This is a genomic window from Shewanella insulae, assembly GCF_009831655.1.
Classification (GTDB): Bacteria; Pseudomonadota; Gammaproteobacteria; order Enterobacterales; family Shewanellaceae; genus Shewanella; species Shewanella insulae.
Window position 1 is genome coordinate 98504 of sequence record NZ_WRPA01000007.1, and the last position, 15145, is coordinate 113648.

General features: G+C 57.1%; 12 protein-coding genes. 7 read left to right on the top strand and 5 right to left on the bottom strand.

The features are described 5' to 3' along the window. Positions 1 to 32 precede the first annotated feature (32 nt). The 4 genes from GNT65_RS09590 to moeB all read left to right on the top strand — a co-directional run bounded on the left by GNT65_RS09590 (position 33) and on the right by moeB (position 6416). On the top strand, positions 33 to 3143 hold the full coding sequence (locus GNT65_RS09590) for an efflux RND transporter permease subunit (RefSeq protein ID WP_160795631.1): 3111 nt from the start codon (positions 33 to 35) through the stop codon (positions 3141 to 3143). Then, on the top strand, positions 3140 to 4210 hold the full coding sequence (locus GNT65_RS09595) for an efflux RND transporter periplasmic adaptor subunit (protein WP_160795633.1): 1071 nt from the start codon (positions 3140 to 3142) through the stop codon (positions 4208 to 4210). Before GNT65_RS09590 ends, GNT65_RS09595 begins: the two co-directional genes overlap by 4 nt. Before the next feature lie 181 nt (positions 4211 to 4391). Further along, positions 4392 to 5639 carry a molybdopterin molybdotransferase MoeA gene (gene moeA / locus GNT65_RS09600; RefSeq protein ID WP_160795635.1) on the top strand — a complete coding sequence of 416 codons (1248 nt, stop codon included), beginning with the start codon at positions 4392 to 4394 and terminating at the stop codon, positions 5637 to 5639. A 9-nt stretch (positions 5640 to 5648) separates the two neighbouring features. After that, positions 5649 to 6416 (top strand): molybdopterin-synthase adenylyltransferase MoeB, encoded by a 768-nt coding sequence (gene moeB / locus GNT65_RS09605; RefSeq protein ID WP_160795637.1) that lies wholly within the window; start codon positions 5649 to 5651, stop codon positions 6414 to 6416. Positions 6417 to 6542: 126 nt separating this feature from the next. Here the strand turns inward: moeB and folM are convergent, their stop codons facing one another. Continuing rightward, positions 6543 to 7250 (bottom strand): dihydromonapterin reductase, encoded by a 708-nt coding sequence (gene folM / locus GNT65_RS09610; protein WP_160795639.1) that lies wholly within the window; start codon positions 7248 to 7250, stop codon positions 6543 to 6545. Between the two features lie 384 nt (positions 7251 to 7634). Here folM and GNT65_RS09615 point away from each other — a divergent pair, with 384 nt between their 5' ends. After that, on the top strand, positions 7635 to 9206 hold the full coding sequence (locus GNT65_RS09615; RefSeq protein ID WP_160795641.1) for a BCCT family transporter: 1572 nt from the start codon (positions 7635 to 7637) through the stop codon (positions 9204 to 9206). A 79-nt stretch (positions 9207 to 9285) separates the two neighbouring features. On the opposite strand, the gene GNT65_RS09620 is transcribed toward GNT65_RS09615, so the two are convergent. From GNT65_RS09620 to GNT65_RS09635, 4 genes are all read right to left on the bottom strand, one after another. Beyond that, complete coding sequence (locus tag GNT65_RS09620) at positions 9286 to 10005, bottom strand: 3'-5' exonuclease (protein WP_160795643.1); 720 nt, start codon at positions 10003 to 10005, stop codon at positions 9286 to 9288. Positions 10006 to 10012: 7 nt separating this feature from the next. Continuing rightward, positions 10013 to 11902: a putative nucleotidyltransferase substrate binding domain-containing protein gene (locus GNT65_RS09625; RefSeq protein WP_160795645.1), complete on the bottom strand. Its 1890-nt coding sequence runs from the start codon at positions 11900 to 11902 to the stop codon at positions 10013 to 10015. Between the two features lie 93 nt (positions 11903 to 11995). Further along, entirely contained in the window at positions 11996 to 12901 is a 906-nt protein-coding gene (locus GNT65_RS09630) for a helix-turn-helix transcriptional regulator (RefSeq protein WP_160795647.1), read from the bottom strand. A gap of 24 nt (positions 12902 to 12925) precedes the next feature. Further along, positions 12926 to 13771: a formate dehydrogenase accessory sulfurtransferase FdhD gene (locus GNT65_RS09635; protein WP_160795649.1), complete on the bottom strand. Its 846-nt coding sequence runs from the start codon at positions 13769 to 13771 to the stop codon at positions 12926 to 12928. A 294-nt stretch (positions 13772 to 14065) separates the two neighbouring features. Between GNT65_RS09635 and GNT65_RS09640 the strand changes: the two genes are divergently transcribed. Both GNT65_RS09640 and GNT65_RS09645 read left to right on the top strand, forming a co-directional pair. Then, the gene (locus GNT65_RS09640; RefSeq protein WP_144202355.1) at positions 14066 to 14536 is read left to right on the top strand and encodes a DUF3305 domain-containing protein; all 471 of its coding nucleotides are present in this window, start codon (positions 14066 to 14068) and stop codon (positions 14534 to 14536) included. After that, entirely contained in the window at positions 14536 to 15126 is a 591-nt protein-coding gene (locus GNT65_RS09645; RefSeq protein ID WP_160795651.1) for a DUF3306 domain-containing protein, read from the top strand. Before GNT65_RS09640 ends, GNT65_RS09645 begins: the two co-directional genes overlap by 1 nt. Positions 15127 to 15145 lie beyond the last annotated feature (19 nt).

Here is a 15145-nt window from a genome sequence, read left to right on the forward strand (position 1 = left end):
CCGCACCCGATGAGCCAGGGACGGGACAATCGATGAACCTCACCAAGATAAGTACCTCAAATCCAGCCGGCACCCTGGTGGCTCTGTTGCTCATCGCTATCTTTGGCGTGTTGGCCATAGGCAAGTTGCCGATACAGCTGCTGCCTGACATTCAGCGCCCGCAGATCTCCGTGTTTAACAATTGGCGCTCGGCGGCGCCCCAGGAGATGGAGTCGAACATCATCGAACCACAGGAGAATGTGTTGCGTCAGGTGCCAGGTGTGGTGGAGATGACCTCCAATATCTCCCAGGGCTTTGGCGGCATCACACTGACCTTCGAGGTGGGCAGCGACATGCAGGCGGGAATGATCAATGTGATCAACGCCCTCAATCAGACGCCACCTAGGCCGCTGGATGCCAACGAGCCCTTTATCAATGTCGGTGGCGGCAACGGTGCGCCGAATCTGGCCTCCCTGCTGATCCGCATGGCGCCGGGCAATCCGGCTACCGATTTTGCCCAGTACCAGAAGCTGATCGACGATGTGGTGGAGCCTCGGTTGAGGCTGATCTCCGGTGTCGGTTCGGTGCGACTGCAAAGCCGCCTGCCGAAAGAGCTACATATCGAGTTCGACCCCTACCGCGCCGCGGCGTTGGGGATAACCCTAGATCAGCTGCGCAGCACTCTCTCGCGGGCGGCGGATATCTCGGGCGGTACCGCCAATGTGGGGCGTCGCCAATATACGGTGCGTTTCATTGGTCAGTACACGCCGGAAAATCTGGGCAATCTCATCGTCACCTATAACGAGGGGCGCCCCATCTACCTCAACGAGCTGGCAGATGTGGCAGTTTCCACCTCAGAGGTGCAGGGCTTTACCAAGCGCAACGGTTATCCCGCCTACTATATGACCATCGAGGGTACCTTCGACGCCAATACGGTGAAGGTGCTCGATGGGGTCAACGAGGCAATTGTCGAGCTTAACCAGGGGCCGCTCAAGGAGGCGGGGCTGGTGTTGGATCTCTCCTTCGATGCCTCAGTACATATCAAGCGTGCCATCTGGCTGGTGAAGGGCAACCTGGCGATCGGGGTGGTGCTGGCACTGGTGATCCTCTATGCCTTCCTGCGCAGTTTCCGCGCGACCCTGATGATCGCCTCGACCATTCCCGTTGCCCTGCTGATCGCCTTCTTCTTCCTGGAGATGATGGGCCGCACCCTGAATGTGATCTCCCTGGCGGGCCTCGCCTTTGCGGTGGGGCTGGTGTTGGATGCAGCCATCATAGTGCAGGAAAATATTGTGCGTATCCTGCAGCAGGGGACACCTGTCCGCGAGGCCATCGCCAAGGGCACAGATCAGGTGAAGGGGGCCCTGCTGGCCTCGACCGCCACGACGGTAGCCATCTTCCTGCCTATCCTGTTTATGCCGGGTGTGGAGGGCCAGTTGTTTTCTGACCTGGCACTCACCCTGTCGGTGGCCGTGGTCTCCTCCTTTATCAGCGCCATCACACTGATCCCTGTGTTTAGCCTGCTCTGGCTCAAGCTCTCCTCACGAGAGGATGCGCAGCAGACCGGCCGCCTGTGGCAGTGGATATCTATGACGGTGCAGCGCCTCACCGGCGATACCAAACGCGCTGGCTTCTGGTGTCTTACCCTGATACTGGGGGCCGCCTTGCTAACGGTCGTGCTGATGCCCCGCCCCGACTTCCTGCCCCAGGCGCGCTCGGATGGCATATTTGCCTTCTTTGCCCTGCCGCCGGGTGCCAACATAAAGACGCTGGAAAAGGAGGTGGGCGATGTGATCATCGAGCGTCTCAAGCCTCACTACGACAAGGAGAAGCAGCCCTACATCAAGGGATATAACTTCTCCATGTACAGCGCCTTCAACGTCTTGTTTGTCTACCCAGAGGATCCGTCGCAGGCCGATGCCATGATAGAGCTGCTTAACAAGGAGATCTTGGTGGGGCTACCCGATACCCAGGCCTTTACCAACCGCGGCTCTCTGCTGCAGTTCGGCTTTAACGGCGGACGGGCGATTAATATCGACCTTCAGGGGCCCGACATGGAGGCGCTGATGGAGAGCGCAAGCAAGGGAATGGGGCTCATTCAGGAGGCGCTGCCCGGCGCCGTGGTTCGGCCTATTCCAGGACTCTCCATGGCACAGCCGGAGCTGCAGCTGATCCCTAACGAGCGCCGTCTGGCCCAGGCCGGTGTCGACCGGATACAGATAGCCAATGCCATCCGTGCCTATACCTCTGGCTTGTTTGTGGGTGAGTATTTCGACGGCAACGAGCGCATGGATGTGCTGCTAAAGGGACCCAAGTGGCAGGTGCCCGAGCAGTTGTCGGCGACTCCTGTTTATACTCAGGCCGCCGGCATTCAGACCATAGGTGAGCTGGCCACCCTCAAGCGCACCGTAGGACCGACCCAGTTGCAGCGAGTCAACGGCAAACGCAGTGTCAGCCTGTTGATCTTCCCGCCGGCGGATATGTCATTGGACGAGGCGCTGGAGAAGCTCAACGAGTCTGCGGTGCCGGCCCTGAGAGCCAGCCTGCCGGAAAACAGCTCGCTCGGGTATCGTGGCAGCGCCGACAAGCTAGACAGCACCATCAAGGATATGGGCGCCAACTTCGCCCTGGCGGTGGTGATCCTCTTCCTGCTGATGGCGGCCATGTTCAAGTCGACCAAGGACAGCCTGCTGGTCTTGCTCTCTATGCCGCTGGCGATCTGTGGCGGCGTGGTCAGCCTGCGACTGCTAAACTTGTTTAGCTTCCAGAGCCTGGATCTGCTGACCATGATAGGCTTCATCATCTTGCTGGGGCTGGTGGTCAATAATGCTATCTTGCTGGTGGATCAGACCCGTCAGAGTTATCGCGAGACGCAGGATATCGATCAGGCCATCGCCCAGGCCGTTGCGACCCGTGCCCGTCCGGTATATATGAGCACCCTGACGTCGATCTTCGGCATGCTGCCCCTGATGCTGGTGCCGGGGGTCGGTAGCGAGATCTATCGCGGCCTGGCGGCGGTCATCGTCGGAGGCATGACCTTTAGCGCCTTGTTTACCCTTATTTTGATGCCCAGTCTATTGCGCCTGACCCATAGGCTGAGCCCAGTTACTAACAGGATGGCCGATGAGCCCGTCCTCGCATCCACCACAGGAGTGAAGTCATGAGATCCTTAATTGCCGCGGTGCTGGCGCTCTCTCTAATCGGCCCCATGAGCTGGGCCCAGGGCGAGGCGCCCGAGCGTCTGGTGCAGGTGGTTCAGGTTGAGAACCGTGCCCTGTCGCCCAAGATAATGGTGATAGGCTCAGTCCATTCCCGTAACTATGCCGAGCTGACGGCGGGTATCGAGGGTAAGCTCGAGTGGGTGATCGAGGCTGGCACCCAGGTGAAGGCGGGGGAGGTGGTTGCCCGTATCGAGAAGACTCGCCTGGAGCTACAGAAGGCTCAGCAGGAGGCGCAGATAGAGTATGAGACGGTGGGCCTATCTAGGCTGAACCGAGAATTGAAGCGGCTGCAGAAGCTGATCGCCAACAAGAACGCCTCGGAAACCGAGTTGGACAAGGCGCGCTCGGATCGTGACCTTGCCGCCGCCAACCTCAAGCTGGCACAGATTAAACTCGAGATGATACTCGACGATATCGCCCGTACCCAGGTGAAGGCGCCCTTTGCCGGTATCATCACCGCACGTCAACGACAGGCGGGTGAAGATATCAGCCGTGCCGAGTCTATCGTCGCCATCACAGACCCGGACAACCTGGAGATCCGCCTGCATGCACCGCTCAAGCATAGCCGCCGGGTGCGGGTGGGAGACGAACTGCGGGTCTATCACAGCCTGGGTGAGTTTTCCGCCAAGATCCGCAGCCTGATCCCAGTGTCCGACGTGCGCTCCCAGACCTTCGAGGCCCGCATCGATCTGCCGCTGGAGACGCAGGATATGCTAAACGTCGGCGAGCTGGTCTCCCTGGCGCTGCCGATTGCCCCTAAACAGCTGACTACCTTAGTGCCCCGGGACGCCGTGGTGCTGCGCTCCGCCGGTGCCTTCGTGTTCAAGGTAGACGAGAGTAACAAGGCGGTTAAGGTAGCCGTAGAGCTGGGCGATGGCGAAGGGGAGTGGATAGCCGTCAAGGGTGAGCTCAGCGACAGCGACCGGGTAGTGATTCGCGGCGCCGAGACGCTGCAAGATGGTCAACAGGTGAAGGTGCAGACCAATACCTTGGAGCAGAGCGTCGGTTAATCTATATCTTTGGAGATAGCCTCGCCGGCATCCACTCAGTGGGTGTCGGCTTTTTGGTTGAATCTCGGTGGATTGCGGCCAAAAACTGCCGTCGAGATCATAGTCTTCTGGTTTCAACATGGCATAATGAGCGGCAATATTCGCTTTTACTCATATCCTACAGTTAACGCTAAGGTACTCTATGTCTATGCAAGCCGATCCCTGTGCAAAACCCAGCCTAATGCATCCCGATGAAGCCATCATCAAGCTATTGGAACAAGTTCGTCCACTGGATGAGTCGGAAATGGTGCAGCTGCCCCATGCCTTGGGACGCGTGCTGGCCGAGGATCTGGCGTCGAGCATAGACCTGCCTCCCTTCGATAACTCGGCGATGGACGGCTACGCCTTCCGTTTCGAGGACCTGACCCAGGGCAATCGTTTCACCCTCATAGGTCAGTCCTTTGCCGGGCATCCCTTCGAGGGCGAGGCCGGTGCCAATACCTGTGTGCGTATCATGACGGGGGCGCCAGTGCCGCCGGGTTATGACACAGTGCAGATGCAGGAGAAGGTCGAGGTCGACGGCGACAACATAGTGATCGAGGCGCCCAAGGCGTTAGGCGCCAACGTGCGTCGTCGCGGTGAAGAGGTGAAGATGGGGGGCAAGGTGCTCTGCGCCGGCACTCAGATTGGCGCCGCCGAGATGGGCGTTTTGGCCACCATAGGTGCCAGCCAGGTGCGGGTGACTCGTCAGGTGAAGGTGGCCTTCTTTTCTACCGGTGACGAGCTACGCCCAGTGGGCAGCGAGCTGGCACCGGGTCAGATCTATGACTCTAATCGCTACAGTATTCAGGGCCTGTTGAGTCGCGCCAACGTCGAGTGGATAGACCTTGGGGTGATTGAAGACGACCCTGAGGCGATCCGCGCCGCGTTTCGCAATGCGTCGGCCAATGCCGATATGGTGATCACCTCGGGTGGCGTCTCTGTGGGTGATGCCGACTTTACCAAGCAGATCCTCGACGAGGAGGGTGAGATCACCTTCTGGAAGCTTGCTATCAAGCCGGGCAAGCCCTTCGCCTTCGGCCGTATCGGCGATGCCGTCTTCTGTGGCCTGCCGGGTAATCCCGTTTCCTCCATGGTGACCTTCTACAAGTTGGTGTGGCCGCTGCTCAACAAGATGCAAGGGTTGCCACAGGTGAAGCCGCTCCTGTTGCGGGCCAAGCTAAAGGGCAACCTGCGCAAGTTCCCTGGTCGCGTCGAGTATCAACGTGGCGTGCTGAGTCAAAATGCCCAGGGTGAGACCGAGGTGAGTGTCACCGGCGGTCAGGGCTCTGGTATGCTCACTTCCATGAGTCTGGCCAACTGCTTCATCATACTGGCTCAGGAGCAGGGAGATACGCCGGACGGTAGCCTGGTGACAGTGGAGCCCTTCAACTCAGTGTTGGCACTCTAGGGGCGTTGGATGGAGCATAATACCCAAGAGGAGATCCTCTCTGACGCCGAGATATTGCGCTATAGCCGCCATATCTCCATCAAGGCGATGGATTTCGAAGGCCAGGAGCGACTCAAGCAGGCCAAGGTGCTGGTAATAGGTGCCGGCGGCCTAGGCTGCGCCTCCACCCAATATCTGGCGGTTGCCGGAGTGGGTCAGCTGACCCTGGTGGATTTCGATACCGTCGAGCTGTCTAACCTGCAGCGGCAGGTGCTGCACCATGATGCCACTATCGGCCAGCCCAAGGTGGAGTCGGCTAAGGCATCGCTGATGCAGCTCAATCCCCACCTCAGGGTCGAGACCATCAATGCCGTGCTCGATGACGAGCAGATCCTGGCGCTGGTGGCAGAGCATGATCTGGTGATGGACTGTACCGACAACATAGTGGTGCGTGAACAGCTCAACCAGGCCTGTTTCACGCATAAGGTGCCGCTGGTGTCGGCCGCCGCTATCCGCATGGAGGGCACGGTTACCGTATTCGACTATGGCGAGCAGAGCCCCTGTTATCACTGCTACAGCAAGCTGTTTGGCGACCAACAGCTAACCTGTGTCGAGTCGGGCATTCTGGCACCCGTGGTGGGTATGATAGGTTGCCTGCAGGCGGTGGAGGCGATCAAGGTGCTGGCCAAGATGGGCAAGACTCTCAGCGGCCGCATCCTGATGATAGATGCCATGACCATGGAATTTCGAGAGATGAAGCTACCTAAGCAGAGTTCATGCCCGGTCTGCGGTGTGTGAGTGTTTACTACCAAAGCCGCTGAATACTCAGTCGTGAACGTAAGAAGCGAGGCAAATGCCTCGCTTTTTTGTGCCCCCACAGTTCCCCTTATGATGCCGACCGGCAATAGGTGTCTGGTCTCGGACTTATTTCAGGTGTCTGCCGCCATCCAGCGCCAGGGAACGCCCCGTTACATACTGGCTCTGCATCAGGTAGTCGATCGCCTCTAGCACCTCTGTTTCGCCGCCCTCTCTGGCAAGTACCGACTTGGCCATGGCCTTCTCGCGATAGGCCGCATCGTCATGCTCGTTGAAGCAGATCAGCGCCGGCGCGATGGCGTTGACCTTCACCTGTGGGGCCAGCTTGGCGGCGAAGGAGAGGGTCATGTTTTCCAGCGCGGCCTTGCTGGCGGCATAGGCGATATGTTTCTTGCTGCCCCTGTGTGCCACATAGTCGGTGAGATGGATTATGTCTGTCATGGTTTCCTGGCGTTGCAGCAGCGGGGCCAGGGCAAGATTAAGTTGGTAGGGGGCAGAGACATGTACCTGCATCATCTGCGTCATTAGCTGCTCTGGTCCTAGAGGGCTGTCATCACTCAGCCAGAGTGAGGCATTGTGGATCACCGCATCCAGGTGCTGGTAATTCTGTACTAGGGTTTGAATCAGCTTCTGCAGTTGGGTTGGCGCGTTAAAGTCACAGGGATAGAGATCGGCGCCCAGCGCCTTTAATGCCTCTATGCTGGGGTAGTGGCTGCGATAGGTGCCGATAACCTTGTGTCCGCGGGCGAGAAAGGCCTCTGCCAGATAGAGGCCGATGCGTTTGCCTACGCCCGTGATGAGTATGTTTTTTTGCATCTAATCTTCTTATGGCGTCCTGATGATGTCGATAGTAGCTTTCGCGACTCGGCGGATTCAAGTGCTTTTAGGGACAGAGGGGAGCCTGTTGGCTTTTTGGGAATCTAGGCGACTGGAATTATTTCCACTCGCTTTATTCATTTATTGTTTGTGTTCAAATTATATTGCCGTTGGTAAAAATCCCCATGGCATCCATTTATAACGGGATTTTTAGGGTTAAAAAGTCGCTAAATGGTTAAAATTGGGTTAAATATTGGACGTAGGCGTCGATGGCGTTACAATAGGGGCGGATATTTTTATTGTATTGCTATGAGTTCAAATCATTTTAATCAAATCTAAATGATTGCCTGGTGGCGATTCTTTGAGTCTTTACGGAGAGAATCGATGACGAAAGGTATTGATAAATACAGCATTGAAAGCACCGACTATACAATCGGTCAGGACAATGTGCAGAAGTGGGGGTTCGATGTACATAACCCCGTGTTTGGGGTGAGTGCCGGGCTAATTGCGGCCTTTTTGTTGGCGACCCTGTTGACCGATGCCGAGACGGCCAAGTCTGTGCTCGACGGTATCAAGTGGAAGATTATTGGCGCCTTCGACTGGTTGTTTATCTGGTCGGGGAATATTTTCGTGATTTTCTGCCTGGGTCTGATCCTGTCGCCCTACGGTAAGATACGCTTGGGGGGCAACGAGGCGACGGCGGATTATTCCTTCCTTTCTTGGCTTTCCATGCTATTTGCCGCAGGTATGGGGATTGGCCTGATGTTCTGGAGCGTGGCCGAGCCGGTGGCCTACTTTACTGGCTGGTATGAGACGCCTCTAGGGGTCGAGCCTAACACGCCGGAGGCGGCCAAGTTGGCGTTAGGTGCCACCATGTTCCACTGGGGCCTACATCCCTGGGCCATCTATGGTGTAGTGGCCCTATCCTTGGCCTTCTTTGCATATAACAAGGGAATGCCCCTCTCTATCCGCTCCATCTTCTACCCCTTGTTGGGTGACAGAGCCTGGGGTTGGGCTGGACATATTGTCGATATCCTGGCCGTGTTGGCGACCCTGTTTGGTCTGGCGACCTCGTTAGGGCTCGGGGCTCAGCAGGCCGCTAGTGGTATCCACCATGTGTTTGGTATCGATGCCGGCCTGGGACTGCAGATGATAGTGATTGTCGGTGTGACCCTGCTGGCCGTAGTGTCTGTGGTGCGCGGTATAGACGGTGGTGTTAAGGTGATCAGTAATGTCAACATGATCGTCGCCTTCCTGCTGCTGATCTTGGTGGCTATGATCGGCTACGCCGTCAGCCTGGGCAGCGTTCCAACTACCCTGATGGCCTATGTGGAGAACATTATTCCCTTGAGTAACCCCCATGGCCGAGGCGATGAGGCCTGGTTCCAGGGTTGGACCGTATTCTATTGGGCCTGGTGGATCTCCTGGTCGCCATTCGTGGGCATGTTTATCGCCAGGGTTTCTAAGGGCCGTACGGTACGTGAGTTCATCACCGCAGTGCTGCTGGTGCCGACTGCCGTCACCCTGATCTGGATGTCGGTATTTGGTGGCATGGCGATCGATCAGGTGGTCAACAAGGTGGGTGAGTTGGGCGAGAAAGGCTTGACCGATGTGCCGCTGGCCATGTTCCAGATGTTTGACGTGCTGCCTATGGGTACTCTGCTCTCAATCATCGCCGTGATACTGGTTTTGGTGTTCTTCATCACCTCGTCAGACTCTGGCTCTCTGGTGATCGACAGCATCACAGCCGGTGGCAAGATAGACGCGCCTGTACCGCAAAGGGTGTTCTGGGCGCTGCTTGAAGGCGCGATAGCCATGGCATTGCTGTGGATTGGTGGTACCGAGGCGATTCAGGCATTGCAGGCCGGTGCCATATCGACCGCGCTGCCCTTTACCGTGATACTGCTGCTGATGTGTGTCAGCCTGCTGAAGGGGATGCGTACCGAGCGCTTCTAATGCGGCGATAGTTAAGAAAAAAGGAGGCCATAGGCCTCCTTTTTTATTGTCAGCGTTAATATGGGCGCTGGCATAAGTACTAACACCAGAATTCTTTTATCGGACGGCTTGGGTCGAAGTGATGGGCGATCTGTGCCTGTAGCAGCTCGGCGGTGGCGATGGCGTCGGTCAGTGCGTTGTGGGGGGGATAGCTGGGCAGGCCATATCTTGAGCGACTCTGACCCAATCGCACCGAACTGGGCTTCTTTCCCTTGAGACGTTGCAATAGACCGCCGTACTGCTGCCTCTGTATCTCAGATTCCAGTGCCATAGTGTCTATGACGGGGAACTCTATGCCCTGATGGATACGGCGGATCAATGCACGTTCCAGGAACTGCCGCTCTATGTGCTGATAGTGCACCACAATGATCTTGCCTGCCATCTGTTGTAGCACCTGCTCGAAGATGGCAGAAAGGTCCGGCGCGTCCAGTATGTCACTGTGTGTGATGCCGTGAATGATCACTGACTCTTCGGCCAGCTGTTCTCTGGGTCTGACCGTCCAGTGCTGGGCACGGTTGAGAAAGATGCGGTTTAGATTGAAGGGCACTGTGCCTATGCTGACGATATCGTCCTTGTCGACATTCAGGCCCGTGGTCTCGAAGTCCATGGCCAGCAGCTCGACCTCCGCCAGCGGCGTGTCGGGATCTGGCAGGCCGCCCAGGTAGTACTGGCGTAAACCTTGGTTCTCGGTGGTCTTGAGCCTCTGGTCGAATTTACCCGGCCAGTCGATGCTCGGCGGTGACAGTAGCTTCTTCAGCATCTTAGGCTCACTTAAACTGGTTACTGGCGTTGTAGCGGAACTTGAGGAAGTTCTGGGCATTACTCAAGATCTGAAACGCATCCTTGAGGTTACGGCGCTCGAAATCCGATAGATGCTCGGGCTCTATGTTGTTGTCTGGGTCTATGCCCTGTTCTACGTCGAAGGCCTGATGACGTATGCGTACCATGGAGATGAACTCCATGGCATCGCGCAGATCCTGGGCACGCCCCTTGGGCAATATGTTGGCATCAATGATGTCATCCAGGCGCTCGAAGGAGTTGCGGGCTCGGGAGCCAACCGCCAAGGCGTGTACCCTGATGAGATCCGCCAGGGGCGCCGTGCCACGGCGTTTGAGGTTGATAGAATTGTTGTGGCGACCATCTTTCTCCATCACAAAGTCTTTGAAGAACCCCAGCGGTGGGGTGCGATTCAGGGCATTGCGGGCGAGACATGCCAGGAAACGGTTGTTCTTACGCGCCCGACGGACGATGAAACCGTTGAGCTGCTCGGCCCACTTGAGTCGGCCATAGACGCCATCGAGATCGAAGAATATGGAGGCGTTGAGCAAGGCTTTGGGATTGGGGTCGTCTATCCAGTCGGCGAAGCACTCCTCCCACTCCTTGCGCGTCATGCGCCACATTGGATTGGTGGCCATGATATCTCCCGTGCAGTAGCTGTATCCGCAGAGATCTAAGCCGTCGCAGACGAAGCTGGCCAGCTGGCTGAAGTACTCATCGTGTTTTGCCTTATCGAAGCTATCATCCAGAATAATGGCGTTGTCCTGATCCGTGACGATAAGCTGCTCGTCGCGCCCCATGGAGCCCAGTGCCAGGAAGCAGTAGGGGATGGGCGGAGGCCCCAGTTTTTCTTCTGCCAGTTCGAGAATACGCTGCTTGAAGCTGCGGCCGATCACCGACATGGCACTGCCGACCATGTGGGAGTTAGCATCTTCGTTCACCAGGCGTACGAAGCTGTCTTTGACCTGAGCGGAAAGGGTGGCCAGATCCTCCAGGGTTTGCTGCTGGAAGATGCTGCTGACCAACAGCAGGGAGTTTTGCGACTCGTAGCGGACGATATCTGTGGCTTCTATGATGCCTATGGGTTTGCGTCCCTTGAACACCGGCAGGTGATGCACGTTGTAGCGCAGCATAGTCAGCATGGCCTCGTAGACATAGGCGTTATGATCTAGGGTGACCACCTCGGCGCTAACTATGCTTGATAGTTCTGTGGCGGGATCTATGCCCTCGGCGACGACCCGGGTGCAGAGATCCCTGTCTGTGATGATGCCCATCAGCGGGGAACTATCGGATTCATCATCGTCCAAGACGTCGGGGTCGATCACTAGCAGGGAAGAGACATTCTCCTGAGCCATCATGATAGCGGCCTGCTGTATGCTTTCATTCTTATGAATAACCGGGGCGTCGCGAGTGAGCAGGGTCTTTACCTTTGAGGTGGTGAGGTCATTCTGGTCGCTGGAGTTCGATACCGTCTGGCGCAGACGGGCGCTGTCTTCCACCTCGACGAAGTCGGCAAAGGTATCGTGTTGATCATAGAGTTCTTGGAAGATTGCCTCAGGGATGCAGTAGACCAAGGTGTCCTCAATCGCCTTGACCGGAAAGCGTACCTTGTTGTTGGTCAATAGCCCCATCTGGCCGAAGAGATCGCCGCTGTCCAGGCGGTTATAGAGTTCCCCCTTGCGGCGATAGACCTCCACCACGCCGCTGCGGACCATGTAGAGATCGTGGATCTGGTCGCCGAAGTGGATGATGGGCGTGTCTTTGCGATAGTAGGCGATCTCCACATGATGACACACCATGGAAACCACCTCGTCGGGCAGGGCGTTAAACGGGGGATATTGGGCTAAGAAGTTTTGGATCTCGTTTAACTCTGCTTCCATCTGCTTGCCTGTCGGTTATTTGAAATTGGGGATTATTTACATACTACCCCATAGGTCCGGCTTTGTAAGGCAATGAAGCTAAAAGATTTCACCTTAGTGGGCCGTCCACAGCATCTGGCCACACTGGCTGAGATCATAGCCGCCAAGCTGTGCCGCCAACTGGCGAGTCTGGGTGCTTGCGAGCATTTCGAACAGCGCCTGGAGCTGACGGCGGAAGTAGATCCCCTGAGGCATTACGAAGTCGAAGGACTCGGTGACCAGGGGAACGAAGCTCAGGCCGCTCTCCAGTGCCACAGACTGGCAACCGAAGCCGATATCGGCCTCGTTACGGGCGATGAAGCCCGCCAGCTCCCGTTCGCTGTAGGCGGTGATCTGGGGATTGAGCTGCTCTATGCTGGCGCCCTGCTTGATCAGCCAATGTTCCAGATGTTGCTGACTACCGGCGCCGGCCTGGCGTCCCACCCAGCGCCAGGGGAGGCCGACCACCTTATCCTCTTCCTGGCACCTGTGGTGCATCTCGCTGCGCATCATCAACCCCTGTTGGCGGGTGTAGCCGTGTACCATTACCCACTGCTGGTGATTGGGATAGCCCTTGAGCAGCGCGGGGTGGCGAATGTTGCGCTCTTCCACATTGCCCCAGTGCAGGGTGCAGACGTCGGCGTAGCCGCGCGACAGGAGATCCAACCCCATGCGAGAGCCGGTTGAGCTATAGCTGATCAGGTCGCTCTTGCCTATCTTAGACATGAGGCGGGCCACTAACATGGAGAGCAGGGGATCGTCGCTGCCCGTGATATGCATGCGATCAGACAGCATGCCGCTATGGCAGGAGTCCATGACCCAACGGTCGATCAAGATCTTGGGGAACAACCATTTACCCGTCACCTTGGTGGCGGGCAATATGCGGTCGTTGGCCATGGAGTAGACCTTCTTCTCGTTGAGATCGAGATACTCCGCGACCTGTTTGGCGCTCATGTAGACGAGTTCGCTGGGTTCAGTCATGGATAGTCCTTTAAACTTCTGCCGTTATCCTAGGTTGCGTTTGGGGGGCGTGGCATCGAATTCGATATTCTCCGCGCCATGGTAGACGAGGAAGTGGCGACCCTTGGCGCGGGCGATCATGGTGATCCCCAGCTTCTGGGCCAGCTCCAGCCCCATCTGGGTGGCGCCACTACGAGAGAGCAGTACGGGAATGCCCATCTTGGCCACCTTGATCACCATCTCCGAGGTGAGGCGTCCCGTGGTGTAGAACAGCTTGTTGCCACCGCCCTGTTGATTGAGCCACATCTCACCGGCGAGTGTGTCTACCGCGTTGTGACGACCGACATCTTCGACGAAGCCGATGATCTGCTCGCCCTCACACAGGCCGCAGCCATGCACGGCTCCGGCATTCTTGTAGGTCTCGTTGTAGGCGCTGATGTTGTTCAGCAGGCTGTAGAGCATGCTCTGCTTCAGCCGCGGTGTCGGCAGGCGAATATCCTCCACGCCATCCATGAAGCCGCCATAGACTGTGCCCTGGCCACAGCCCGTGGTGACCGTCTTCTCGGCCAGCTTCTCCTCCAGATGCGCGGTCGACTCCTTGGTGATCACCGCCGCCGAGTTAACCCCCCAATCCACGATCACAGACTCGAGTTGCTTGACGTCGCTGATAAAGCCCTGATTCTTCAGGTAGCCCAGTGCCAACGCCTCGGGACGGGCACCGAGTGTCATCAGGGTCACTATGGGACGCCAGTTTAGGTAGAGGGTGAGGGGACGTTCACAGGCGATATATTTGTCGACCACTTCGCCCTGCTCGTTGATGGCTTTGACGGCCATGGTGAGGGGGGCATCGGCCTGGGTCTTGACCAGTGTGGGGTGTCTGTAACTTGTCATTGCTCTCGTCTTATTGCGTTGGGGCCCATTCAGCATAGCAATTATCGTTCCCATACAAGGATTTTGAGTGTAAATGCGTGATCCAGGCGCCGACTTTGTTTGCGGTCGCCCTTTTATGTCCCGACCAAAATGGCTTTTAGGACAAATTGTCCTACGCTTGTTAGGGATTTGATGATCCAGTTCAAACAATTCCCGCTCAAGCGATGGCATGTAAATTGCTTCGGACTGTATATCGCTAACCCAATGCCCGGCGAATCTGCAATACGCCGGCCTGCTAGGCAAAACGGAGACGCAATGCAACATACCGAAAGTCAATGGCCCATGTATGTCTCACTGAAAAAGGTGGAGAAACAGATGGGGCGCTGGACCGCTGAAAGCTGGGAGTTAGATCAGATAGTTCCCGCCACTCAGCCCGCGCCTGCCGGGGCCCACATAGTGATGCTAGAGCTCTACAAAGATGAGCGCGGCAGCTATCGCATCAATCTGGATATGGACAACGCCATGCTCTACGTGGTGTGTGACGAATTGGAAGATGGCACCTGGGTGCCAGCCTATATCTCGGCCGACCAAAATGTCGCAGCCGGCTGTCTTGAGGGGGATACCCCTGTGTTGAATTTCCCCATGCCCAAGGCGATCGCCTGTTGGATCGAGGCCTTCATCACCCGTCACGGCGAGGTGGAGATCTGTGCCCATAGGCGCAAGCATGTCAATCGTCGTAAGAACGAGGGGCCGAGTACCAATCCGGATCGAGGGCTGGTGTCCTGATGAGTGATAAGCCAAGCGGACTCTTCGCACGCTGGACTCAGCGTCGCCAACAGGTGCAGGCCGAGGAAGAGGCGGCGCGTCTGGCCGAACAGGCCCAGGAAACGCCAGTAGAACACTCGGCTGAGGCCGAAGGTGCGGATGCTGCCGAGTCCACGGCCCAGGTTGCCCCAGAAGAGACGAAGGTTCTGACCGCCGAGGACCTGCCGGATCCCGAAAAGATTGAGGTGGGCGGCAGCTTCGCCAGTTTCATGGCCGACAATGTCGATCCAGAGGCCAAGACGGCGGCCCTGAGGGCGCTGTGGAAGCAGCCACACTACAACGAGATCGATGGCCTGCTGGAATACGCCCTGGACTACACAGATCAGCCCAAGTTGACCGCCGAGGTATCGGCCGAGTTAGCCAAGAAGGTCTTCAGGCATCTGACCAAGGAGGAGGAGGCGGCCGAGGCCGACGTCGAGACGGTGGAAACCCAGTTGGCCCAGCAGAAAAACGCCGCGCCACAGGTCGAGGACAATTTGGACAGGGCATCCGAGGAGGTGTCCCAAAATGAACCAGAATTACAGGCATCAACCAAGCCACCTGTTGTTTAAGGTAAGTTTAGAGTGCTTT

What these genes read in the sequence shown, in the direction of transcription:
- GNT65_RS09590 (WP_160795631.1), top strand. Translation starts at nt 33, where the DNA reads ATGAACCTCACCAAGATAAGTACCTCAAATCCAGCCGGCACCCTGGTG.
- GNT65_RS09595 (WP_160795633.1), top strand. Translation starts at nt 3,140, where the DNA reads ATGAGATCCTTAATTGCCGCGGTGCTGGCGCTCTCTCTAATCGGCCCC.
- moeA (WP_160795635.1), top strand. Translation starts at nt 4,392, where the DNA reads ATGTCTATGCAAGCCGATCCCTGTGCAAAACCCAGCCTAATGCATCCC.
- moeB (WP_160795637.1), top strand. Translation starts at nt 5,649, where the DNA reads ATGGAGCATAATACCCAAGAGGAGATCCTCTCTGACGCCGAGATATTG.
- folM (WP_160795639.1), bottom strand. Translation starts at nt 7,250, where the DNA reads ATGCAAAAAAACATACTCATCACGGGCGTAGGCAAACGCATCGGCCTC.
- GNT65_RS09615 (WP_160795641.1), top strand. Translation starts at nt 7,635, where the DNA reads ATGACGAAAGGTATTGATAAATACAGCATTGAAAGCACCGACTATACA.
- GNT65_RS09620 (WP_160795643.1), bottom strand. Translation starts at nt 10,005, where the DNA reads ATGCTGAAGAAGCTACTGTCACCGCCGAGCATCGACTGGCCGGGTAAA.
- GNT65_RS09625 (WP_160795645.1), bottom strand. Translation starts at nt 11,902, where the DNA reads ATGGAAGCAGAGTTAAACGAGATCCAAAACTTCTTAGCCCAATATCCC.
- GNT65_RS09630 (WP_160795647.1), bottom strand. Translation starts at nt 12,901, where the DNA reads ATGACTGAACCCAGCGAACTCGTCTACATGAGCGCCAAACAGGTCGCG.
- GNT65_RS09635 (WP_160795649.1), bottom strand. Translation starts at nt 13,771, where the DNA reads ATGACAAGTTACAGACACCCCACACTGGTCAAGACCCAGGCCGATGCC.
- GNT65_RS09640 (WP_144202355.1), top strand. Translation starts at nt 14,066, where the DNA reads ATGCAACATACCGAAAGTCAATGGCCCATGTATGTCTCACTGAAAAAG.
- GNT65_RS09645 (WP_160795651.1), top strand. Translation starts at nt 14,536, where the DNA reads ATGAGTGATAAGCCAAGCGGACTCTTCGCACGCTGGACTCAGCGTCGC.